The sequence below is a fragment of the Nostoc commune NIES-4072 genome (assembly GCF_003113895.1).
Classification (GTDB): Bacteria; Cyanobacteriota; Cyanobacteriia; order Cyanobacteriales; family Nostocaceae; genus Nostoc; species Nostoc commune.
In genome coordinates this window covers 267,652-291,902 of record NZ_BDUD01000001.1, presented here as the reverse complement: position 1 = coordinate 291,902, position 24,251 = coordinate 267,652, and the positions used below count along the sequence as shown (strand labels likewise).

22 protein-coding genes are annotated in these 24,251 nt (G+C 41.7%); 13 read left to right on the top strand and 9 right to left on the bottom strand.

Features of this window, described 5'->3' with window-relative positions:
- Positions 1 to 539 precede the first annotated feature (539 nt).
- A complete protein-coding gene (locus CDC33_RS01250; RefSeq protein ID WP_109006942.1) occupies positions 540 to 1,634 on the bottom strand; it encodes a hybrid sensor histidine kinase/response regulator in 1,095 nt (364 codons plus the stop codon).
- Between the two features lie 580 nt (positions 1,635 to 2,214).
- Here CDC33_RS01250 and CDC33_RS01245 point away from each other — a divergent pair.
- From CDC33_RS01245 to CDC33_RS01215, 7 genes are all read left to right on the top strand, one after another.
- The gene (locus CDC33_RS01245) at positions 2,215 to 2,934 is read left to right on the top strand and encodes a response regulator (RefSeq protein ID WP_109006941.1); all 720 of its coding nucleotides are present in this window, start codon (positions 2,215 to 2,217) and stop codon (positions 2,932 to 2,934) included.
- Positions 2,935 to 3,114: 180 nt separating this feature from the next.
- Positions 3,115 to 4,800 carry an NAD(P)H-quinone oxidoreductase subunit 4 gene (locus tag CDC33_RS01240; protein WP_109006940.1) on the top strand — a complete coding sequence of 562 codons (1,686 nt, stop codon included), beginning with the start codon at positions 3,115 to 3,117 and terminating at the stop codon, positions 4,798 to 4,800.
- A 219-nt stretch (positions 4,801 to 5,019) separates the two neighbouring features.
- Positions 5,020 to 6,126 carry a coiled-coil domain-containing protein gene (locus CDC33_RS40105; RefSeq protein WP_244919101.1) on the top strand — a complete coding sequence of 369 codons (1,107 nt, stop codon included), beginning with the start codon at positions 5,020 to 5,022 and terminating at the stop codon, positions 6,124 to 6,126.
- 12 nt (positions 6,127 to 6,138) lie between these two features.
- The gene (locus tag CDC33_RS01230) at positions 6,139 to 6,693 is read left to right on the top strand and encodes a hypothetical protein (protein WP_109006939.1); all 555 of its coding nucleotides are present in this window, start codon (positions 6,139 to 6,141) and stop codon (positions 6,691 to 6,693) included.
- A gap of 361 nt (positions 6,694 to 7,054) precedes the next feature.
- The gene (gene thrB, locus CDC33_RS01225) at positions 7,055 to 7,969 is read left to right on the top strand and encodes a homoserine kinase (RefSeq protein ID WP_109006938.1); all 915 of its coding nucleotides are present in this window, start codon (positions 7,055 to 7,057) and stop codon (positions 7,967 to 7,969) included.
- 42 nt (positions 7,970 to 8,011) lie between these two features.
- The gene (locus CDC33_RS01220) at positions 8,012 to 8,521 is read left to right on the top strand and encodes a hypothetical protein (protein WP_109006937.1); all 510 of its coding nucleotides are present in this window, start codon (positions 8,012 to 8,014) and stop codon (positions 8,519 to 8,521) included.
- Positions 8,522 to 9,033: 512 nt separating this feature from the next.
- Positions 9,034 to 10,647: an NAD(P)H-quinone oxidoreductase subunit 4 gene (locus CDC33_RS01215; protein ID WP_109006936.1), complete on the top strand. Its 1,614-nt coding sequence runs from the start codon at positions 9,034 to 9,036 to the stop codon at positions 10,645 to 10,647.
- Between the two features lie 165 nt (positions 10,648 to 10,812).
- Here the strand turns inward: CDC33_RS01215 and CDC33_RS01210 are convergent, their stop codons facing one another.
- The 6 genes from CDC33_RS01210 to CDC33_RS01185 form a co-directional block, all read right to left on the bottom strand.
- Positions 10,813 to 11,457 (bottom strand): SDR family oxidoreductase, encoded by a 645-nt coding sequence (locus tag CDC33_RS01210; RefSeq protein ID WP_244919100.1) that lies wholly within the window; start codon positions 11,455 to 11,457, stop codon positions 10,813 to 10,815.
- Positions 11,458 to 11,727: 270 nt separating this feature from the next.
- Entirely contained in the window at positions 11,728 to 12,081 is a 354-nt protein-coding gene (locus tag CDC33_RS01205; RefSeq protein WP_109006934.1) for a DUF7380 domain-containing protein, read from the bottom strand.
- 289 nt (positions 12,082 to 12,370) lie between these two features.
- Positions 12,371 to 12,721: a DUF1257 domain-containing protein gene (locus tag CDC33_RS01200; protein WP_012407317.1), complete on the bottom strand. Its 351-nt coding sequence runs from the start codon at positions 12,719 to 12,721 to the stop codon at positions 12,371 to 12,373.
- Positions 12,722 to 12,861: 140 nt separating this feature from the next.
- Entirely contained in the window at positions 12,862 to 14,373 is a 1,512-nt protein-coding gene (ycf46, locus tag CDC33_RS01195) for a stress-responsive protein Ycf46 (protein ID WP_109006933.1), read from the bottom strand.
- A 96-nt stretch (positions 14,374 to 14,469) separates the two neighbouring features.
- A complete protein-coding gene (locus CDC33_RS01190; protein WP_109006932.1) occupies positions 14,470 to 14,823 on the bottom strand; it encodes a slr0373 family blue light stress response protein in 354 nt (117 codons plus the stop codon).
- A gap of 226 nt (positions 14,824 to 15,049) precedes the next feature.
- A complete protein-coding gene (locus CDC33_RS01185; protein ID WP_109006931.1) occupies positions 15,050 to 15,859 on the bottom strand; it encodes an FHA domain-containing protein in 810 nt (269 codons plus the stop codon).
- Positions 15,860 to 16,079: 220 nt separating this feature from the next.
- On the opposite strand from CDC33_RS01185, the gene CDC33_RS01180 reads away from it, so the two are divergent.
- The 5 genes from CDC33_RS01180 to CDC33_RS01165 all read left to right on the top strand — a co-directional run bounded on the left by CDC33_RS01180 (position 16,080) and on the right by CDC33_RS01165 (position 22,161).
- The gene (locus tag CDC33_RS01180) at positions 16,080 to 16,598 is read left to right on the top strand and encodes a hypothetical protein (protein WP_109006930.1); all 519 of its coding nucleotides are present in this window, start codon (positions 16,080 to 16,082) and stop codon (positions 16,596 to 16,598) included.
- A gap of 60 nt (positions 16,599 to 16,658) precedes the next feature.
- Positions 16,659 to 16,817, top strand: coding sequence for a hypothetical protein (locus tag CDC33_RS38185; RefSeq protein WP_181373855.1), 159 nt, complete (start codon positions 16,659 to 16,661; stop codon positions 16,815 to 16,817).
- A complete protein-coding gene (locus CDC33_RS01175; RefSeq protein WP_109006929.1) occupies positions 16,792 to 17,946 on the top strand; it encodes an NAD-dependent epimerase/dehydratase family protein in 1,155 nt (384 codons plus the stop codon). Before CDC33_RS38185 ends, CDC33_RS01175 begins: the two co-directional genes overlap by 26 nt.
- A 336-nt stretch (positions 17,947 to 18,282) precedes the next feature.
- Positions 18,283 to 19,428, top strand: a complete 1,146-nt coding sequence (locus tag CDC33_RS01170) for a glycosyltransferase family 4 protein (RefSeq protein WP_109006928.1) — start codon at positions 18,283 to 18,285, stop codon at positions 19,426 to 19,428.
- A 138-nt stretch (positions 19,429 to 19,566) separates the two neighbouring features.
- Positions 19,567 to 22,161 carry a GAF domain-containing protein gene (locus tag CDC33_RS01165; protein ID WP_109006927.1) on the top strand — a complete coding sequence of 865 codons (2,595 nt, stop codon included), beginning with the start codon at positions 19,567 to 19,569 and terminating at the stop codon, positions 22,159 to 22,161.
- On the opposite strand, the gene CDC33_RS37635 is transcribed toward CDC33_RS01165, so the two are convergent.
- Positions 22,162 to 22,290 (bottom strand): histidine kinase, encoded by a 129-nt coding sequence (locus tag CDC33_RS37635; protein ID WP_146195757.1) that lies wholly within the window; start codon positions 22,288 to 22,290, stop codon positions 22,162 to 22,164.
- Entirely contained in the window at positions 22,280 to 22,555 is a 276-nt protein-coding gene (locus CDC33_RS01160) for a DUF7219 family protein (protein WP_181374200.1), read from the bottom strand. Before CDC33_RS01160 ends, CDC33_RS37635 begins: the two co-directional genes overlap by 11 nt.
- Before the next feature lie 813 nt (positions 22,556 to 23,368).
- Between CDC33_RS01160 and purC the strand changes: the two genes are divergently transcribed.
- Complete coding sequence (gene purC / locus CDC33_RS01155) at positions 23,369 to 24,106, top strand: phosphoribosylaminoimidazolesuccinocarboxamide synthase (RefSeq protein WP_109006926.1); 738 nt, start codon at positions 23,369 to 23,371, stop codon at positions 24,104 to 24,106.
- Positions 24,107 to 24,251: the final 145 nt, after the last annotated feature.

Below are 24,251 nucleotides of genomic sequence, written 5' to 3'. Positions count from 1 at the left end.
TGCCTGCTTCCTCCTATATCTGAGTTTTCTATCTTAGTGTTCACGGATTTTGCCTGTGAACACTATTTTTGATTGCAAAAAACCTATTTGTTACACTAAGGAAATATAAACTGCAATACTTGTCGGGTTTTGGGGAAAAGGGAAAGAAAAAACCTTTAACCTAAACCCAGTAACCTTTTCCCCAAACCAAATTCCGAATTAAAAATCCAAAAACCGAGCAGTATTGATATAAACTGAATCTTCCAAGAAACAAAAAGAACAAATTACATCGGCTCTTAATTCTCAGAAAATAAAAAATAGAGTGGTAGATAGCCATTGTTATATAGGACTTACGCACACTCTACGAATTCTCGGCGCTCTTGGCGTCTTGGCGGTTCGAGAAATTAAGCTTTTTAGCAATTTTTGCGTAAGTCCTATTATAGTCAAGATCGGCGGTTCCATTGTGCCATTGATAAAGTTCTTACTTTCGCCAACCCGCTTGCTGTCTTGCCAAATGCTGCCACAAATCCTACAAAAAAATAATTTTGTATGCCTACTTTTTAGTTTTCGACTGCTACAGGGAGACGGATAGTGAATGTACTACCCTGCCCTGGTTCAGATGTTACATCGATTGTGCCTTGATGTGCTTCAATAATGCAGCGAGATAGATATAGTCCTAAACCACTACCAGAACGTTGGTGTTTCCCTTGGCGAAATCGCTCGAATAATATTGCTTGGTCTTGTTTAGAAATTCCCGGGCCCGTATCTTGGATATCAATAGTCACAGCTAATGGAGTAGGATAGCAGCGAATATCTACAGAACCTTTGTCTGTAAATTTAATGGCATTGCCAATAATATTTGTTAAAACTCGCCGCAGTTCAACGCGATCGCCCATAACGGTACTTACCGTTTCACCTAGATCAATATTTACAGTTAATCCTTTTTCTTCAGCTAGAGGAGTTAATTCTTGCGAAACTTCACCAACTAATTCCTGAATATTGCAGGGAGAAATTTTTAAGGTTTTACAACCCGCTTCATGACGATAAACTTCTAGCAAGGTATTTACCATTTCCAGCAGGTCTTGATTACTGCCAATCATGGTATCAATTATTTCTTGCAATTGTGGCGAAACATCGCAAAACCTGCCTTCCAACAATAATTTTAATACGCGGTTAGAGGCTACTAGTGGGATGCGTAAATCGTGAGTAAAACGAGAGACAAAATCTGCCCGCAGGTTAGCCATCTGATCTCGTTCGTCGATACTATGCTTGAGGCGGAGGAGCGATCGCACTCGTGCATGTAATTCATTAGGATCGAATGGTTTACGAATAAAGTCATCTGCACCAGCATCAAGTCCTTCCACAACGCTAGACGCATAGTGAGCCGTGAGCAGCAAAATGGGGATAAATGGCAACGCCGGATTTTGCCGGATGCGTCGAGTAAATTCATAGCCATCTATCTCCGGCATCATCACATCTAAGAGAATTAAGTCTGGCGGCGACTCCTCAACCATAGCCAGAGCAATTTTGCTATCTTCGACTAAGCTAATTTCATAGCCCTCATCTTCTAGGACAGCTTCTAAGACCAATAAATTGTCAAAAACATCATCGACAGCTAGAATTTTATCTTTTTTGACAGTTTTAGTTAAAGACATGGCTAAATAAAAAAAAGAAGTGCTTGGCTATCCCTCGCAAATCTAGTAATAGCTTACTTCACCAGCGCTGAGATTATTAAGGATTCACATTTTCCTTTCAAGTTTCCTGAATTAAAATCTTGGCTTTTTAAGTAATTACACTAGTGATTTATTTTATGTATGTATTAAGATATTTATTTTAACAAGTATTTTAACCGTCTGGTTATCCAAGCAATATCTGTGTTTGGGTCTGAGGGTGAGGTATTTTAGCCCCTTTTATGTGAATCATCCTAGCCACTGCAAGGGCAACTATTTAATAGTCACCGACGATTACTTGCTACCGGATTTTTAATGGAAAATTGTTTACCATGAAACATCTATTCTCAAGTTAATGTATAAAAATATTTTTTGATTGACTTCTTATTGCCATATCGAAACTCTTGCTTTAGAAAAACTTACGAGATAAGGTTATTTATGTCTAATGGTAGATGAAGTTTAGTAAACAATACCAACTACATTGCTTTTTGTATAAGATACCGGATAGAAGAACGAGATTATTTTAATCTGTACTTTAGATAGATAACAGTAAAGTCAAGCAACTATGAATGAAATCAAGATCCTTGTAATTGAAGATCACAACCTTACGAGAATCGGCTTACGGGCTGCCTTACAAACCCAGCCAGAGTTTAATATTGTTGGTGAAGCAGCCAATGCAGCCGAAGGCATTAAGCTTCTGAAAAGTCTTAAGCCGGATGTTGCTACTATTGACATCGGTTTGCCTGACATGGATGGTATTGAGCTGACACGCACATTTAGGCAATATCAAGCAGAGAATGAAGATTATACTACAAAACTGCTAATTTTAACCATGCAAAACAGCGAACAGGCAGTTTTAGCAGCATTTGCAGCAGGTGCAGATTCTTATTGCATGAAGGATATCGAAACTGAAAGACTAGTTGAGGCTGTGCGAACGACCCATGCAGGTAGCTCATGGATCGATCCAGCGATCGCAGACCTTGTACTACAACAAATACGTCAAGATTTCCCCGATAGTAGCAGAGGCGCATCTGGAAAAAGAGTCTTGATTGAAGGTATTGACCCAGATGTTGAAAAAAGCATAGTCACCTATCCTTTAACTCATAGGGAGATGGATGTTTTAGAGTTGATTGTCGCTGGGTGTGACAATGCAGAAATTGCGAAAAGGCTCTATTTAACAGTCGGTACTGTAAAAACTCATGTTCGAGGTATTCTCAATAAACTTTGTGTTGCTGACCGGACACAGGCTGCCGTCCGTGCCTTGCGGGCTGGATTAGTACCGTGAGCAAATAAAAATCTTTCTTCCCCAGTCCCCAGTCGCCATTTTCAAGTCAATTGTCTTTGAGTCAAAGCGGTTAACTGGGACAAATATTTATGGTTAACTGGGACAAATACTTATGAAGAAATTGTTACAAAGTTTAGTAGAATAACATCATTCACAAATAAGTATTTTTTCTCATACAGCATGATAGCGGATCAATTTCCTTGGCTTACCGCGATTGTCTTGCTGCCACTCGTTGCTTCCCTGCTTATCCCTGTGCTGCCTGATAAAGATGGTAAGCGCGTGCGGTGGTATGCATTGGGTATAGGTATCGCAGACTTTGCTTTGATGTGCTATGCCTTTTGGAAGCATTACGATGCCAGCAATGCTAGTTTTCAAATGGTGGAAAGTTATGCGTGGATGCCTCAGTTGGGTCTTAACTGGGCAGTATCAGTCGATGGACTTTCAGCGCCACTTGTGCTTCTGGCAGGATTTGTCACCACACTCTCGATTTTTTCGGCCTGGCAAGTTGATCACCGTCCCCGCCTCTTCTATTTTTTAATGCTGGTGCTGTATTCCGCACAGGTAGGGGTGTTCGTTGCCAAAGACTTGCTGCTATTTTTCATTATGTGGGAAGTAGAGTTGATACCTGTCTACCTACTAGTCTGCATCTGGGGTGGGCAAAGGCGACGCTATGCGGCTACAAAATTTTTGTTGTATACCGCAGCAGCTTCTATATTTATTTTAGTGGCAGCCTTGGCAATGGGGCTATACGGCGGCGGTGATATGACATTTGATATAACTGCCCTGGCTAAGAAGGAATATCCTCTTGGACTACAGCTGCTACTTTATACAGGGTTATTGGTTGCATTTGGTGTCAAGCTTGCTGTTTTCCCGATGCATACCTGGTTGCCTGATGCTCACGGCGAAGCATCATCTCCTGTGTCAATGGTTCTAGCTGGTGTATTGCTGAAGATGGGTGGATACGGACTGATTCGCCTGAATCTTGAACTGCTCCCCGATGCACACATTTACTTTGCGCCGGTTCTAGCGATTCTCGGCGTTGTCAATATTATTTATGGTGCATTGAACTCCTTTGCTCAGACGAATATGAAGCGGCGTTTGGCTTATTCGTCGATATCCCACATGGGGTTTGTGCTGCTTGGGATTGCATCATTCACTGATTTGGGAATCAACGGTGCGATGTTGCAGATGATTTCGCATGGTTTGATTGCATCAGTGCTGTTCTTCTTAGCCGGCGTTACTTACGATCGCACCCACACAATGGTAATGAAAGATATGGGTGGTATTGGTCAAGCCATGCCCAAAGTCTTTGCCCTGTTTACAATCGGAGCAATGGCATCTCTAGCACTTCCCGGTATGAGTGGCTTTGCTGGCGAACTCTCAGTATTTGTTGGTATGACAAGCAGTGACGTTTACAGTTCAACTTTCTGCACCGTCACAGTTTTTCTCGCCGCAGTTGGAGTCATCCTCACACCTATCTATCTACTTTCCATGCTGCGAGAGGTATTTTATGGAAAAGATGCAGCACTCCTATGTGACATTAATAATGCAGGTTTGGAAAATCAAGAAGATGAGGGAACAGTTTGTTTTGGTACAGACTGCTTAGTACCAGAAGAAGCAGTCTACGACGATGCTAGACCGCGTGAGGTGTTTATCGCTGCCTGTTTTCTGTTGATGATTATTGGTATTGGTTTCTATCCCAAAATGGCGATGCAGATGTACGACGTGAAGACTGTTGCAGTCAATGCTAATCTTCGCCAGTCTTATGCCATAGTCTCGCAAACAAATCCCCAGATTTATGCTAAGGGATTCTTGGTTCCACAAATTTCTGAGGTTGAGGTAGCGCCCGTTTTGGGAACTTTTTAGACAGTTAGGGGAAAAAAGTGATCGCTTTTAATGTTGAAGCGATCACTTTTACACTAGGATTACGCGATCGCACGGGATGATAAAAGATCAGTTTGGTGGCATAAATCAACTTAGAAAATTGGTATTGACAAAATAAAACTTTTACAGAGTAGATTTTCAATTAAAAAAAATTGTATTAACATAGGGATTAAAGTAATATTTATAACATTTATTATAACTATGCGAGACGCAGACAAGGATCGTCGCAAAAATCGCTCTGCCAACAATCCTAACCCAGGTGTAACAGAACCACTTTCTTATCATGAGCTTAACCATTTTTTGAGGAATGCTCGTGCTGATGCGATTCGATGGGAACGACTTGCGAAAGAAAATCAAGAAGCTGCGTCTCAACTTACTCAAGTTCAGCAAGATATCCAAACTTACCAAGTTGAAGTTAACGAGTTAAAACAGATATATCTGAATGAACAAAAAAATTATCAGCAGGTTTTATGCCTCTACAACGGAGAAAAAACTAGAGCAATTGAATTAATTGCCCAACGTGATGAATGGCAACAACGTGCGAAAGAAAATCAGGAAGCTGCATCACAACTAACTCAAATTCAGCAAAATATCCACACTTATCAAGTTGAGATTAACGAATTAAAAGAACGCATAGCAAACAATTATTTAATTTATCTTGATGAACAAGAAAATTATCAGCAGGCTCTAAATCGTTACAATGAAGCAAAAACGAAAGCAGTTGAATTAATTGCCCAACGTGATGAATGGCAACAACGTGCGAAAGAAAATCAGGAAGCTGCATCCCAACTAACCCAAGTTCAGCAAGATATCCAAACTTATCAAGTTAAGGTTAACGAATTAAAAGAACGTGTAGCACACAATTACCAGATATATCTTGATGAGCAAAAAAATTATCAGCAAGCTCTACATCGTTACAATGAAGAAAAAGCAAGAGCAACTGAATTACTTGCCCAATATGAAGAAATGAAGTCTGAGCGAGACAACTATTTAACTCTATATAATGAGGCACAAACACAACTAAAATTTGAGCGACGTTCCAAGGCTGGTATTAAGGGATGGGAAACTCGCCGTAAAGCCGAGAACGAAAGGCTAAAACGGGAAATTGGGGAGATGGTCGTTCTGCTGCGTGAATCCCTCGCAAGTAAGGATGATGCTATAAATAACCTCTACGTTGTGGCAAAACGCATGGATCGTATTCAATCTCTAGTAGATTCAGTGGAAGAGGAAACAACAGGTAATCCTGTAGGTCTGGTACAAAAATTTAAACGCATCTGGCTTGCTATTAAAGAGATACTTTCGGAATAAACAAGCATCTTTATGAGCAAAAAATCAGCATCAAACACAGGAAACCAAAGTAAAGCTAACTTAGGGGAGCAAATTCGTAATATTGCCGATAGACTTAAACAAGAAAATGAGGTGCAGATCAAAGCTACCTCCCGTATTTTGGGGGCTGCGGCTCAAATTTCCGAAAATCATGATCGACTCATTAATGAAGTAGTTGATATGGTTGAGGAAGACCTTAATAAACAAATCCAGACGTATCAAAAAGATATTCATACGGTTGATATTCTAAAGCAACAGTTTAAAACATTACGTGAAGCAAAAGATTACTTTAAGCTGAAAGCGACTAGTTGGGAATCCCTCGCTAAAAAATTAAATGATTCATCTTCTCAAAAGCTTGTATCTGAAACTAAAACTCAGTCGGATCATTTTTCTAAAAGTAACGGTATGGGAAAATTTGAATATGATGGCAAAATTTATGAAGGTTTGACAGTTCATTTAGAAGAAGATGTTGCAGAAATATTTCCCAATGCTCAAGCAGTAAATGAAGCTCTACGTTTTCTAATTAGAGTTACGAAGAAAAGTTGCTAAAAAAGTAAATTTAACAGTCTAATATTTATAATTAATTTTATAGGAAAGTTGCATTCGTGCTTTCCAAAACTTACTCAGTATTAAACTCCAATAAACGTTGTGTCTCAGAAAATTAATTTAATCTTTATGTATCTTAAATTACTTTTGAGGCTGACATTTGTAGGTTAAGTAGAGCGATCGCACAATCCAACTATTTAAATTCCCCTAGTAGAATTTTGCCAGATCCATAAGCACTGAAACTCAAGGATCGGGGGATGTATTAAAAAACAGTAAATCAAAGTATCCCCAGCAAAGCTCAAAAACTCGCCCCAAACTGCTACCAATATATGGGATGCTAGTTGATGATTAGTGAGTTTTGCCAATGTCTGTTGTTTCTACCATCACTGTTACCGTTCCCGCCACAACTGCGAATTTGGGGCCTGGTTTTGATTGCATCGGTGCAGCTTTAAAGCTGTACAACGAGTTCAAGTTCACTCGCCTAGAAGAGGGTAAACTAACTATTAATGTCACTGGTGCAGAAGCTGAACGAGTCCAAACTGATGAGAGCAATCTCCTCTACCAAGCGTTTGTCAAGTTCTATCAATATATAAAGCAGACACCGCCAACTGTGAAAATAGAGATTAAGTTAGGTGTACCGTTGGCGAGGGGTTTGGGTAGTTCGGCGACAGCAATTGTTGGCGGGTTAGTTGCTGCTAATCAACTTGAGGGTGCAACTCTTTCTCAGTCACAGGTGATGGAGTTAGCGATCGCAATGGAGGGACATCCTGATAATGTAGTTCCAGCTTTGTTGGGAGGATGTCGTTTGGCTGCTACCAGTGGCGCAGCTTGGGAAATTTGTGATCTTCCCTGGCATCAAGATATTGTACCAGTTATAGCTATTCCTAATTTTGAACTTTCCACTTCCGAGGCGCGGGGAGTTCTCCCAACTGAAGTGAGTCGCGCCGATGCGATTTTCAATACAGCACATTTGGGGTTATTGTTGCGCGGCTTAGAAACTGGTAACGGACAATGGTTAAAAACAGCTTTGCAAGATAAGTTGCATCAGCCCTATCGCAAAGCCTTGATTCCTGGTTACGATGCTCTCAACATCGCAGCTGTTAGTGCTGGTGCTTATGGTATGGTAATTAGTGGTGCGGGGCCGACACTGTTAGCTTTGGCAGACAAATTACACTCAGAGGCTGTGGAGACGGCGATGTTAGCTGCTTGGCAAGAAGAAGGAATTACAGCCGAGGTGCGATCGCTTTCTCTCGATACCCAAGGCGCAAAAAGCTTTTAAAAAATCCGATGACTATTTTACTCAGCACTTAAAACTCGATTTATGGAGCAAATTCAGGCTGAAATGGCGGCGCTTAAATCTCAAATTCAGATTCTCCTAGAGGAACGCGCTGCACTCACCATTAATAATGTAATCTCTGCCGAGAATGATTCACCCCAAGCAATGGTGGAAGCGTATCGCCGTCAAGCCAGAGAAAATGCCCAATTATCAGTTGAACTCCAGGGCATAGATGCAGCGATCGCAGCCTTGGAAGGACAGATAAAACAAAAACAAGGTAAGTTAGTGCGATCGCAAGTTGCATCAAAAGAACTTATCCAACAGCAAGAGCTAGAAGAAGCCAAAGAAGTGGCACAGGTTCATGCTCAACGCATTAATCAACTAGCAAGTGAACTGGCGGCAGAAGTCCGCCTGCTTAAACGTTGTGCCAATGAATTGAGTCCAATGTATTGGCGAATTTATTACAAGCCCTTCATCACTGGGTTTAAGACAATCTCCGTCCCTCATGTCCGCTCTGATGGGGAAGTGTGGACAATTGTCAACCGGATTGTTTAACGGTCAGCCACAAGTACTTTTGACCTCTCTCCTCTTAGGGAAGGGGCTGCAATACGGTTCGGTTAAAGGGGAAAGGGAAAAGGGACTCATATTTTGAATACATCCTTTACCCAATACCTGCAAACCCATTCCCCAGACCACAAGGAAAGTGAAAAATGCTTATCCGAACCGTATTGGATGGAAGGGGCTGGGGGTTAAGTCTATGACTCAACTTAGAAGCGTAGACTAAATAGCCCTGACAATTGGGCTAGGCTAAAAAATATAACGGTTTTGTAACGGTGGCTTTAGCTACCGTTTTTTGTTGACGTTGCAAAACTTTACATTTAGAATAGAATCGACAAAATCAGATAAGTATTTATTCTTATTTATCCTGATAATTTGAAATTCAATGAGTATATATTCCTATGTATGCCAAAAATTTAATATTCTATAGTTAAAGAATATTTACAAAAGTATAGATTCCTTAATATAATCAAATTAAAAGCCATAAGCCAAACTTATTGTCAGAAGTGATGAATGCTATTGAATTTCCCTGGCTAACAGCCATAATCCTCTTACCCTTGGTGGCTGCCTTAGCCATTCCCCTAATCCCAGACAAAGAAGGTAGAACTGTCCGGTGGTATGGTCTGGGAGTTGCGATCGCTGACTTTGCACTGATGATTTATGCCTTTTGGTACAAGTACGACTTCCAAAGTTCAACACTCCAATTTGTAGAAAACTATCCTTGGATACCGCAGTTAGGTTTGCATTGGGCTGTGGGGGTTGATGGTTTATCGATGCCCTTGCTGCTTCTAACAGGTTTAATAAATACCCTCGCAATATTCGCGGCTTGGAAAGTTACCACCAAGCCGCGATTATTTTATGGTTTGATGCTAGCGATGTACAGCGCCCAGCTTGGCGTATTTGTTGCTCAAGATTTGCTGCTGTTCTTCCTGATGTGGGAAATCGAGTTAGTGCCAGTTTACCTGCTGATTTCCATCTGGGGAGGACAAAACCGCCGTTATGCGGCTACCAAGTTCATTCTCTACACCGCCGCCGCATCAATATTTATCTTGATTGCCGGTTTTGCACTTGTCTTCTCTGGAGATACCGTCACCTTCGACATGGCGACTCTGGGAATGAAAGAATACCCCAAAACCTTGGAATTGTTGGTTTATGCAGGTTTCTTAATTGCCTTCGGTGTAAAATTACCGATTTTCCCTTTACATACTTGGCTACCTGATGCCCACGGTGAAGCATCAGCACCCGGTTCAATGATTTTGGCTGGTGTGTTGTTAAAAATGGGTGGTTATGCCCTCATCCGCTTCAATGTGGAAATGTTACCCAATGCCCATGTGACTTTTGCCCCAGTGCTGGCAATTTTGGGTGTGGTTAACATTGTCTACGGTGCTTGCTGTGCCTTTGCTCAAACTAATCTCAAACGCCGCTTGGCTTACTCTTCAATAGCCCACATGGGGTTTGTGCTGATTGGGATTGCCTCTTATACAGAACTAGGTATCAGTGGTGCAGTGCTACAGATGGTTTCCCACGGACTGATTGCTGCTAGCTTGTTCTTCCTGTCTGGCGTGACTTATGATCGCACCCACACCTTGATGATGGATAAAATGGGCGGTATGGCTAAGGTAATGCCCAAAACCTTTGCTCTGTTTACCATCGGTTCAATGGCTTCTCTCGCTTTACCCGGAATGAGTGGTTTTGTGGGTGAGCTGATGGTATTTCTCGGTATCGCCACCAGTGATGTTTACAGTTCCAGCTTCAAGGTTGTAGTTGTGTTGCTGTCAGCAGTTGGCGTGATTTTGACACCAATTTATTTACTGTCGATGCTGCGTCAAGTGTTCTACGGCGAGCAAAGTCAAGAGTTGCACTTGGATGCTGTAATATCTGATGTCAAACCCCGCGAAATATTTATTACCGCTTGTTTGCTGCTACCAATCATCGGAATTGGTTTCTATCCCAAATTGGCAACGCAGACTTATGATGTAAAGGCAATGGAATTAGCAGCCCATGCTCGTGAAGTTCTACCAGTCGTTGCTCATCAACAACCATCAAGTCTCTACTCGCGGATTTTCTCTGCACCAACATTGGCTACTTCTCAAGTTGAAAGTTCGATTAATATTTCTGAGTAAATTAACTTCCCATTAAGGGGTCTGCAAGTAAATTCTAAATTATTAGGGCAATAAAGGGGTGGTTAGATAACTACCCCTAACATTTTGGCTTTTTGGAGGGGCGATCAGGTGCGTAGGCGTAGCCCGCCATCGGCATCACTTGTATTTTCCGATCTAGAAATAAAACTAAATAGCAGAAGAATAGGCTTCATCCACCTTCAAGGTTGTGCCTGTAATAAACTTGGCATCATCAGAAATCAGAAAAGCAATTATTTTACCAAATTCTGCATAGGTAGTAGGACGACCAAGCATCAAATCTGAAGGTATATTCCATCCCTCTAACTCTGCCATTGAATCTGCGACAAAAAAAGGCGCTACGGAAACCATGCGAATTTTATCTGCCTTGTAACGCTTGGCATAAAGTTTTGTAAACCCTTCCATTGCGGCGCGAAGTGTACCGCTAAAGGGTGTCCCTAATTCTGGTTCATGGGAGTCAGACGCGGAAATATTCACGATGACACCGCCTCCTGAATATCGCATTGCTTCTGTAACTAGTTTGGCGATGCGGACAACACTCAAAAACAGCATTTCAAAGTTTTCTATCCACATTTCATCAGAAATAGATAGCAAATCTGGTCGGGGTGGATCTCCAAAACTATTTACTACTGCATCAATACGACCAAATTGAGTTAAAGTTGTCTCTACTAATCGCTGTAAGTCTTGAAAATTGGTAATTGATCCTTGAGTAGCAATACCGCCCAATTCATCTGCTAAATCCAGAATCTGTGGCGATCGCGCCATCAGTGAAACCCTATTAGGACTTACGCACACTCTACGAATTCTCGGCGCTCTTGGCGTCTTGGCGGTTCGAGAAATTAAGCTTTTTAGCAATTTTTGCGTAAGTCCTAATCTTTATCAGTAAACCAAAAAGTTTTTTAGAAGCAAAACCCAAGCAAACATTTCAGCCAAAGCCAGGGATATCACAAAACAACGTTTTGTTGAGCATTTCAGACGATCACTCTAGTTATCTTTAAGCGTAGGCGTAGCCCGTCGTAGACATCGCTCTAAGATCCTTCTAAAACCAATGGTCAATACTCCTGATTAACGATGGCTGAAACCCTTATTATTACGTTGGTTTTCAAAAGTTTGTGGTTTACTGTTTATAGTTAACCCTCTTAATATAGCCAAATGATGATCAGACAAAGCTGAGGTTATCATCTCTTCTACAGCAGGGAGGCTCTGCGGCTCCATCAGAAGAGAAGTAATCTCACTTAAGAATTTGAAAATCTCCTGAGCTATTCTGTCACCAGATAATTTATATGCTTCGGATAAAATACGAAATTCCTCGCTGTAATTTTGGCATTCTTTTGAGATTCTTTTATCTAATATCTCTGTCCATTGATACTTATCAAAGTCTGATAACTCAAACTGTGGTACAGATTCAAATTGTGACATATTTAGAGTTTATGAGGCATTATTTGGGATTTCAAGTAAAAAACTATCTAAACTGTAAGGTTTTTTTTGGTGGAAGCCATAACGCACCATCGCTACAACAAGAAGTAATAAAAAACTCATTTAGTAGCAAATCACTGAAGAAAGCGAGTAGTTATAAATTGAATTCTATAAAAATTAATTAATATAATAAATCGGGACTGAGAAATACATCTCAGTCCCGATAAAAAAGCGGGCTAACCGCTATTTATATGGTTAACCCGTGCAGCTTTGGGAACGCGCAGAGAAATTGTTATTGCAATACCAACTTCACATTGGCGTTTTGCAGACCGCGCTGTTTTACTTCAGCCAAAGTTTTGTTAACAGCATACTTTTGGTTGATTGAGTTGATCAACTCGGTTTGGTTGTGCTTCTTAGCAACGCCCCACAGGTCAGCAATTAGGTCAAAAGAACCATCGCTGTTGCGAGACCAGCCGAGGTCATATTCGCCATCTAACATAGCAACGATGTCAGAACGGACGCGCTGACCGTTATAACCACGGACATCAGCTTCAGTCTTTACGCTGATACCGAGGTCGCGCAAAGAAGCTTTGAGGATTTCGGCATCGGTGATCTTGGTACGCAGGGTGCTAAAGTGAGACATTTGGGTTTCCTCCAATGAGAAGATTGAGAAAAACGACAACGGTTTGTTTTGGGCGAAGCCGCGTTAGCAGGATGCGGCTTTTTTTTAAACTGCTAGCATTGGGAGCTAGCCTTTCCCCCTGGGATGGCAGAGGAAAGCTTTTAGAACTCCATTCGCTGATATTCAGCTACGGAGGACGCTGCGGGGCGTGCGCGCTGTCTGGCCCAATCTCTCAGAGCCGTTACTTGTTCTTGCATCGTTCGAGACAGCGGCAATGTTGCCTTCAGTGCAGCAATAATATCTAGTTGGGTGAACTCCCGATCTTGGGCAAAAGCTTCATACATTGCCGCAACGATCGCTTGCTCAATTTCTGCTCCAGAAAAGCCATCAGACATCTTGGCTAGTTGCTCAAGATCGAACCGAGAGATGTCTTCACGGCGCTTGGTCAGATGAATGTTAAAAATCTGTTGCCGTTCTTCCGGTGTTGGCAAATCCACAAAGAAAATTTCATCAAAGCGTCCTTTCCTTAAGAATTCGCCAGGTAAGCGTTCTACTCTGTTGGCAGTTGCCATCACGAACACTGGTGATTTCTTGTCTTGCATCCATGTGAGGAAGGAGCCGAAGATTCTACTTGAAGTCCCCCCATCGGAATCGGAAGAACCTCCACTACCAGCAAAGGATTTATCCAATTCATCGATAAACAAAATCGCTGGGGAAATAGATTCTGCTGTTTTCAGGGCGTTTCGCAAGTTTGCTTCACTTCGTCCCACCATTGAGCCGTCGTAAACTCGCCCCATATCCAACCGCAACAGTGGTAAACCCCACAGTCGGGAAGTAGTTTTGGCAATTAATGACTTACCACAACCGGGAACTCCGAGAATTAACATCCCTTTTGGTTGAGGTAAACCATACTCTCTCGCTCTTTCTGTAAAAGCGTTAGAGCGTTGCTTGAGCCATCTTTTTAACTCTTCTAAGCCACCTACAGCATCAATGGTTTCATCTTCTTCAATGTATTCTAAGATTCCATTGCGCCGAATTAGTTGCTTTTTCTCAGATAAAACTATATCTACTTCATCTTCCGTCAAACGCCCTGTTGTTACCTGTGCCTTTCGGTAGACTTTCTCAGCTTCATCTTTAGTTAGACCTAAAGCTGCTCTAAGAAGCTTTTCTCTGGCTTCTGTTGTCAAACGCCGACCACGGTTTTGGTCTACGTGCTGAGTTAATACTTTATTTAACTCTGCCATATCTGGCAGTGTAAAATCGATAACAACAACTTCTTTTTCTAGCTCTATAGGTACTTGTTGCATCGGAGACATTAAAATAATGTTCTTTTGCGTACCTTTAAAGCTAGCGATCGCATCACGTAACGATCTGTTTGTTGCAGGCGCATCAATAAAAGGATGTAAATCTTTAAGAATAAATATACTTGGTTCTTTCTGCCGGATTATCCACTCAATGGCCGCCTCTGGAGACACCGTATTATGTTGGGTGACATTCCGAGGTTGACCATACTCCACAATGCCGTGTGTTACTGTCCAAACAAATACTCGACGTTGGGGCTTTAACAATTGGGCGATTGTGGAAACTGCTTGCTCGGCCCGCTCTTCCTCGGAGGTCACAAGGTAGATTAAAGGGTATTGAGCTTGAATTAGGATATTGAGCTCTTCTTTCATACATCGACCTACTTGAGACCTTATAGAGACAGTAGAGACATTGCTTCTGGTAAAGACAACCGAATTATGAATTATTTATTCATTATTCCTATTTATCTAGCAAGGAACTAACTCTTCCTCACCCTTGGGATTGGTTTCATCCTCATCCATTTCATCAATGGAAAGATGTGGTTGACCAACTACTCCTGGTTGATTGCCTAAAGCAACCAGTTCCCCATCACGTAATACTAGTGAGCTTTCACAAGTTGGGCATGAATAAACTCTATGAGTCCGCCCATAAGAAGAATCTTCTACCTCGTCAACCAATTCTGAATTAGATAAGTAAAAAACGAGGGCACGTTCTGCAAGCTCTGACATTGGTTCGGAATCGACTGCTGAACGAATCTTCAATTTTTTGTGCAACTCTGGCGATAAATACAAAGTGACCTTTTGCTTAGTTTGCGTTTGCATATAACTCTTTAACGGTCTTACCCGGGTATGTATATCAAGTTATCGGTTCTCCTATTGGTTGTCAAGACAGTAAAACGTTTTGACGCCAATATTGTTACATTTGTTTACATTTGAGGTTGAGATGCTGTTTATTGAATGATAAATAGCTGATTACAAACCTTTGAGAATTAATCAGGACTTAAGCACTCAAAACTTGAAACCTCAATGGAAATTAGCGATCGCTAATTTAATGATTGCCTGAGTTGGCTGATTTTTTAACTATTTGGAGCGTAAACGGATTAAAGTTGAACACCTTTCCGGTTGCAAACAACTGATATCCACAAGATATGCCAGCGAATGACACCAGCATAGAAAAAAGTGACACAGAACCGATTACAACACCACTGGCGATGAATAAAGCAATTCCTATGCCAATCAACACCCATCGCAGTTTCCGATTATCGCGCCCACTCCAATTTAGAGCTACTACACCTCCGATACACAGCAAAATTCCAGGTGTGCTGCGTAAGTAGACGCTCACATAAATACTTGTACTTAAAAATGTAACGCCTGCTAGGATTAGTCCTAAGCCAATGAGCTTGCTAGCAAGGATTACCTGTTCCTCTTCTTTGCCAATGGTAGGCGCTGTAATTTTTGTAGGCGCTGAGTTTGGCAGAGGATTTGTTGTGGCAGATGCAGAGTGCTGCTGCACCCTAAAAATGAAAGTTATTTTCTCTCCTTGCCCAAGAGAAATTCTATCTCCTGGATGCAGTGGGAAAAAAACTTGAGGTTGAAGTTTCGCACCATTAATGTATGTGCCATTAGAACTGCCCAAATCGGTGATATGGTATTCATCCCCATTTATCCAAATTTGCGCGTGGATGCGAGATGCTACATCCGAATCTGGTAAGCCAGAAATATCAATATCTGGTGGTTTTTGGTCGTTTGGCTTACCGATGCAAATTACAGAAAGATTTGCTGGAAATTGCAAAGATTTGTTGGTTTGGAAGTGAAAAAGCTCCAAAGTAAGCTCGGCTGTTTGAGATGCACTGTACATAAATTGTGTGATAAAGCACTTTTTATAAGTTTCTCTACTGAGAACTCAAATGAGAATGGTAAATATCCTGAATATTCTTGAATTTTTAATGAACGCTCTTGTGGTGCAGTTTCTTCAACAGTTTACGGATTCGAGAATAGTTAGTAAATTGGCGAAGGTATTGATCTGAGTTTCTGGTACTTCAATACAATCAGTGACTTTGGCAAAATGTGTAATGTAAATGGCTACTGCTAATAAAACCTGTAGTTTGGGGCGAAGAATTTATCGGTTTGCCGCCAGCATTAGCGGAGTTATTGCCCTGTTAATAATTTTGTGCAGTTGTACTGCAAATGATTTTAACGCCGGAACGATCGCCTGGAAAACTTATAGCAACTCCCGTTATGGCTTTGAATTTCCATATCCGAGTAACTGGACTGCTTTAGCAACCCCAGAAAATGATGATGGAATTGCGTTTCTTTCACCACAGGATAACTCAGTGGAAATTCGGGGGTGGGCAAGTCAGCAGTTATCGAATGATCGAGAGCCGATAAAAAAGATAAAATCCAACTTTCAGACAGCCCAAGGAGTCTCTGGGGTGCTGGTTGTAGAAGTTTCTCAACAAATAGGTTCGATGACACTGACACTAACTCACAGTCAAGTGAAATACTGTTTGCAGGGACGAAGCAAAAGCCAAGATTTTCAAAATTACTATCGTTTGTTTTATTACATTGCCCAGCAGTATCGGATTTTCAAGTTTTAATTGGGCATGAGGAGATGAGGGAGCAGGGGAGAAGAATTCATAACCCATGCCCAATGCCCAATGCCCAATGCCCAATGCCCAATGCCCAATTCCCAATGCCCAATGCCCAAAATCCACATCTCTCCCAGAATGATGATTGAGAGGGTACACAAACCTGATAGATTTAGCTATCAGCGAGTAAAAACTGGTGAAGATGAAAGTCCTGGTTATTGGTGGTGATGGATATTGCGGTTGGGCAACTGCTCTTTACCTTTCCAATCGAGGTTATGAAGTTGGAATTTTAGATAGTTTGGTGCGGCGGCATTGGGATAATGAACTTGGTGTCGAAACTCTCACTCCGATCGCACTAATTCAACAACGTCTCCAGCGCTGGCAAGATTTGACAGGTAAATCTATCGATTTGTTCATCGGCGATATTACAAATTACGAATTTCTCCATAAAACATTACAGCAATTTCAGCCAAATGCTCTGGTGCATTTTGGTGAACAGCGTTCGGCCCCATTTTCCATGATTGACCGAGAACATGCAGTTGTTACCCAGGTCAATAATGTAGTTGGGACGTTGAACTTGTTGTACGCCATGCGGGAAGATTTCCCCGACTGTCATTTGGTGAAACTGGGGACGATGGGCGAATATGGTACACCCAACATCGACATCGAAGAAGGGTATATCACCATTGAACACAATGGACGCAAGGATACCCTACCTTATCCCAAGCAGCCCGGTTCGATGTACCATTTAAGCAAAGTTCATGATAGTCATAACATCCACTTTGCTTGCCGGATTTGGGGATTGCGGGCAACTGATTTAAATCAGGGTGTAGTTTATGGCGTCTTAACCGAAGAAACGGGGATGGACGAACTATTGATTAATCGGCTGGATTACGATGGTGTCTTTGGTACTGCACTAAACCGCTTTTGTATTCAAGCAGCGATTGGACATCCGTTAACTGTCTACGGTAAAGGTGGACAAACTCGCGGATTTTTGGATATTCGGGATACAGTCAGATGTGTAGAATTAGCGATCGCTAATCCTGCCGAGGCTGGTGAATTCCGCGTATTTAACCAATTTACCGAACAATTCAGCGTCGGCGACTTGGCATTAATGGTGAAAAAAGCTGGTAACGCTATGGGATTGAACGTAGAAATCAATCACCTAAATAATCCCAGAGTCGAGAAAGAAGAACATTACTTCAACGCTAAAAACACTAAATTGCTCGATTTAGGTTTACAGCCTCACTTGCTTTCTGATTCTTTACTCGATTCTCTGTTAAACTTTGCCATCAAGTATCAGACGCGAGTTGATCACAAACAAATTCTGCCCAAAGTCTCTTGGCACAGAAATTAGGATAAACCCCAGTAAATCGCGGGTTTAAAACTGGTCGTCATGTCTTAGCACAATATGACGACCAATTATACCAATTCGCAATTCGCAATTCGCAATTCGCAATTAAGAAACTTAGATGCAGCAAGACTTTCTTGATTTACATCTGTTGCCTAATTTTGGAGAATTGGTATTAGTTATTATTTATCAGGCGTATTGTCCAGCTATTACTAAATTTGCGTTTACTACAGTTATTTTGACTGTGCAGAATTGATTACAACACGCGAGACAGTTTACTCTGGATTTAATAGCAAAATGCCCTCTAAGCTGAGATTATCTGCCTGGACTGAATAGTTTTATATGAGAATTGCCCTATTTACCGAAACCTTTTTACCCAAGGTTGACGGCATTGTAACGCGCCTGCGCCATACTGTTGACCATTTGCAGCGCAGTGGTAATCAAGTGCTGGTAATTGCCCCTGATGGAGGCATCACAGAACACAAAGGCGCTAAAGTTTACGGCGTTACTGGCTTTCCTCTGCCATTGTATCCAGAATTGAAAATGGCACTTCCCCGCCCAGCCATTGGGTACGCTTTGGAAGAGTTCAAGCCAGATATTATTCATGTCGTGAATCCAGCCGTTTTAGGTTTGTCTGGGATATTTTATAGCAAAATCCTCAAAATACCCTTAGTAGCGTCTTACCATACGCATTTACCCCAATATCTCCAGCATTACGGCTTGGGGATGCTAGAGGGTTTTCTTTGGGAACTGCTCAAAGGCGCTCATAATCAAGCAGCTTTAAATCTGTGTACTTCCACAGCAATGGTGGAGGAACTGACAGCACATGGTATTGAACGTGTAGATTTATGGCAGCGCGGGGTGGATACGGAATTATTTCACCCCGATTTGGCTAGTGTAGAGATGCGATCGCGCCTATCAAAAAATCATCCAGAAAGTCCATTGTTACTTTACGTGGGGCGGCTTTCTGCTGAAAAAGAAATTGAGCGCATCAAACCAATTTTAGAAGCAATTCCCGAAGCGCGGTTAGCATTGGTTGGGGATGGCCCCCACCGTGAAGCATTGCAAAAACACTTTGCTGGCACAAACACTTATTTTGTTGGATATCTCATGGGGCAAGAATTAGGTTCTGCCTTTGCGAGTGCTGATGCCTTTATCTTTCCTTCTCGTACAGAAACACTAGGTTTAGTACTACTAGAAGCGATGGCGGCTGGCTGTCCAGTAGTAGCAGCCCGTTCCGGGGGGATTCCTGATATTGTCACAGATGGAGTAAATGGATATCTTTTTGAGCCAACAGCAGATGTTCAAGGAGCCATCACTGCTACTGTTCGCCTCTTAGAACAAAAACAACAACGAGACATCATTCGTCAAAATGCTCGCCAGGAAGCAGAAATTTGGGGTTGGCCATCTGCTACCAGACAGCTAGTAGATTACTATCAAAAGGTATTATTTTCTGAAAAGTTGGCAAAATCAGGAAGTAGGGAGTAGGGAGTGGGGAGATGAGGAGGCAGGGGAAGTAGGGGGAGCAGGGGAGGCAGGGGAGGCAGGGGGAGAAATAACCAATGCCCAATGCCCAAAATTTAAAATCTAAAATCTAAAATCTAAAATCTAAAATCTAAAATTCCCATGACACTCCCTAACTCTGGCAGCGTCTTGGCTACATTAACTGAACTGACTCAAGTTAATCGTACTCACGCCCTATTGCGTCGTGTCAAAGACTTATCTGTTAATGAATTTGTTTGCTTACTCGACTTCATAACTGCTGAATTCCAACAATTTCTTAGAGCTATTGAACTGATCAATAATGAAGCTCTAGAAACTATGTTGGAGAAAGTGCTAGAAGCTATCACACTCAAAATTGGTCAAATCCTGCAAGCAGAACACACAGCTATTTTTTTAGTTGACTATGACAAAGGTCAACTCTGGTCAAAAGTTCCCCAAGACAATACCCAAAAATTCTTAGAAATTCGGACTCCCATCACAGTGGGTATTCCCGGTCATGTTGCCAGTACAGGTGAATATCTAAATATATCTGAAACTTCTACTCATCCCTTATTTAGCCCAGAACTTGAAAAACAAATGGGCTACAAAATTCACAATATTTTATGTATGCCTGTTATCAGTAGCAAAAACCAGACTGTAGCGGTAGTGCAACTGGCTAATAAAACCGGGAATGTTCCGTTTAATTCTGATGATGAAGAACGGTTTCGAGACTTTGCCGCTTCTATTGGTATTATTCTGGAAAGCTGCCAATCTTTTTATGTAGCCGCTCGTAATCAAAGAGGCGCAACGGCTTTGTTGCGGGCAACTCAGACACTAGGGCAAAGTTTGGATTTAGAAGCAACTTTGCAGATAGTCATGGAGCAAGCTCGAATTTTAATGCAAGCAGACCGCAGTACACTATTTTTATATCGTAAAGAGTTGAGCGAACTCTGGACGAAAGTTGCAGCAGTAGATGGCACAAACTTGATAGAAATCCGCATTCCCGCTAACCGTGGCATTGCTGGCTATGTGGCTTCTACTGGGGAAGCCTTAAATATTTCCGATGCTTATAAAGATCCCCGCTTTGACCCGACTACAGATAGAAAAACTGGGTATGTAACTCGCAATATCCTGTGTTTGCCAGTATTTAATTCGGCAAATGAATTAATTGGCGTTACACAATTAATTAATAAGCAACAAAGCAGTTTTACCGCTTCTGATGAAGAGTTTATGCGGGCTTTTAATATTCAGGCAGGAGTTGCTTTAGAAAATGCTCGTCTGTTTGAAAATGTGCTATTAGAAAAACAGTATCAAAAAGATATTTTACAAAGTTTATCAGATGCAGTGATTTCTACAGATATGGCAGGACGCATTGTTACGATAAATGATGCGGCGCTAGAGTTACTGGGCTGTCCTATAAAAGATGCTAATAGTAAGAACAACAAGCTTTCGTGGGAACAAAATTTGATTGGTCGCCTAGTTTGGGAAGTTGTACCAATTGAAAATCTCCAAATGCGGCTAGAAGATAGTTTAAAAACTGGAGCTAAACATTATGTGCCAGAGCAAAGTTTGATAGTAGGAATTTTTCAGGTTAAGAGTGAGGAGTTAGAAGTTAAAAGTGAGACTCAAGAATCAAAATTCAAGACTTTGGACTCAATTTTAGCAGTCCGCGATCGCACTAACCCCGATGTGTTCATTCCCTGGAATTTACCCCTGGCTTCCCAATCTGAGTTTCTCACTGCTGATGAAGTACAAAAATTAGAACGCAGCACAAATCTCACTGTTAATCCCTTAACTAACCCAGAAGGCGGTGTGCGGGGTGGTTTGGTGGTGTTGGAAGACATCAGCCAGGAAAAACGGATGAAAACCACCATGTCCCGTTACCTAACGCCCCATGTAGCTGAACAAATCATGGCTTTGGGGGAAGATGCTTTAATGGTGGGTGAGCGCAAGGAAGTAACCATATTGTTTTCTGATATCCGAGGCTATACCACACTTACAGAAAATCTCGGTGCAGCCGAAGTAGTGTTGCTGCTCAATCAGTATTTTGAAACGATGGTAGAGGCGGTTTTTAACCACGAAGGCACTCTCGATAAATTTATTGGTGATGCCTTAATGGCGGTATTTGGTGCGCCGCTACCACTTACAGAAAATCATGCATGGAGGGCTGTGCAGTCAGCGTTAGATATGCGACAACGGTTAGAGGAATTTAACCGACGGCGAATTATCCAGGCGCAGCCACAAATCCATATTGGCATTGGAATTAGTTCTGGAGATGTGGTTTCGGGTAATATTGGTTCCCGCAAACGCATGGATTACACCGTAATTGGAGATGGCGTAAATTTGAGTTCGCGTTTAGAAGCGGTAACTAAGGATTATGGTTGTGATATAATTCTAAGCGAATTTACTTATCAGCTTTGCAGCGATCGCATTTGGGTGCGCCAGTTAGATAAAATTCGAGTCAAAGGGAAACACCAGGCTGTAAACATCTACGAGTTAATTGGCGATCGCAGCACCCCTTTAAATGCCAACACTCAAGAATTTTTATTCCAATATCATACCGGACGCTCGGCTTATTTATCGCGCAACTTTTCACAAGCGATCGCCTGTTTTGAAGCCGCCAAATGTATCCAACCCCAAGACCAAGCTGTTGATATCCATCTAGAACGGGCGCGTAATTACCAACAAGCGCCGCCCCCAGAATCCTGGGATGGTGTTTGGACAATGCTTAGTAAATAGTCATTGGGCATTGGGCATTGGGCATTGGGCATTGGGCATTGGGCATTGGGCATGGGTTATTAATTCTTCTCTCCCTACCTCCCCTGCCTCCCCTGCTCCCTCTGCTCCCTCATCCCCTTCAACCTTCAACCTCCCCCTGGTCATTCTGAAACGGATCTTCGCCAATTCTTAACTCTTTTTTTGAACGTTTCAACTGTTTCCATAGATCCTTTATTTGTTCGTAAGCTTCACCTGGAGGCAGTTTTCCACCTGTTTCTAAGTTGCAAATGTAGCTTACTCGTTGGGCAAATTCTTGTAGATTTGCATTAAAAACCAAATTTTCTGGCTTTACCTGACCATAGTAGCGGCCGCGAGGATAAAGAAAATCATCTTTGTTCACTATTTTGTTCTCCAATTTATTCAACTCCCCTTGTGTTTGAATCTCTAAAGCTGAATCATTAGCTATAGCGTTTCCCAGGCTACTGAAGTACACACAAACCTTTTATATCAAAACAAGTAGCTTTTAAAACGTACCTCACTAGATTGAGAAACGCTATACCTTGATCTTTATTTACCAATTTACCGTGGTCAGACTGCGGTAACTCGAAGCATCAAACTTCTTTTCCAATTAATGATGGGGGAATTGGTTGATTTAGATTTTGAGACTAGAAAATAAAGCTTGAAATACTTTTACCGTAAAAGTTACAACAAAAGTTTCTGCTCAAGTGACTAAAGAGAATATTTGACTTACCTCCCAGTTGTCAATTTATCTCATCTTAATTTATGAATTTCTGACTGTAATTCACTTCAGTGTAAACCCTTAGTCATAGTATATCTAAAAAATACTCGTATTGTCTAGTAATTATCCATTTTTACCAAAATAATTACAGATTTTTACTGATAAAATTACTTAGGTAAATATACTATGGTTTAACGCCAATTGTCGTCTGTTAAAAGTTAGAGATTCATTATTGGATTTTTAGCAACTTTCTGCTGGGCTGTGACCAAATAACAGGTAAAGGGAAAGGAGAACAGAGCGGTAAGTTTTCTTGTGTGCCCGCCTGCCATCTTCCTGCTCTGCGGGTTTCTGCCATAAACCTCTGCCAATTAACCGTGTGCCCGCACCCTCCTAAATAATCATCAATGGTTAATAGTTAATAACTAAAGATAAAATGGTGAAGCCTCAAAGGACAACTTTTGTCCATCGCCTAGAACTTTACCTGCCACCATGTCTGTTAATTCCAAGTTATACGAAGGCAAAGCCAAAATTCTCTATACAACGGACGATCCGGAAGTCTTGTTGGCCGATTTTAAGGACGACGCCACGGCGTTTAACGCCCAAAAACGTGGCAGTATCCAACACAAAGGAAAAATTAATTGTAGCATTTCCAGCCAGCTTTTTAAACAGTTGGAGGCAATTGGTATAAAGACTCACTTTATCGACAGCCCTACCCCGAATCAGATGCGGGTGAAGGCAGTAAAGATTTTGCCCTTAGAAGTAGTTATTAGAAATATTGCTGCTGGCAGTTTGTCTCAACAAACAGGCTTACCAGTGGGTACAATTCTAAAACAGCCAATGGTAGAGTTTTATTACAAAAACGATCAGTTAGGAGATCCTTTGCTGACACGCGATCGCCTGTACCTGTTAGAACTAGCTACTGCGGAACAAGTAGATGCAATTACACATCTAGCATTGCAAATCAATGAATTTCTCAAAAACTTTTGGCAACGATGCGGCATTACCCTAGTAGACTTCAAACTAGAGTTTGGTTTGGACTCACACCAGCAGTTGCTTTTGGCAGACGAAATTAGCCCCGACACCTGCCGTTTATGGGATACCGCAGAACAGGACTTAAACCGCCGGGTAATGGACAAAGACCGCTTTCGCCGGGACTTAGGAAATGTAGAGGATGCCTACCAGGAGGTTTTACAAAGAGTGCTAAAAGCAGTAGAGAGTAATAATTAAGTGGATAAAAATCAATTAAACTCGTGTGGATTGTCCTTTGTCCTTGGTTATTCACCAATGACCATTGTACAGACGCGATTAATCGCGTCTCTACTGACCAATGACCAATGACGACTAATGACTAATGACTAATGACTAATGACTA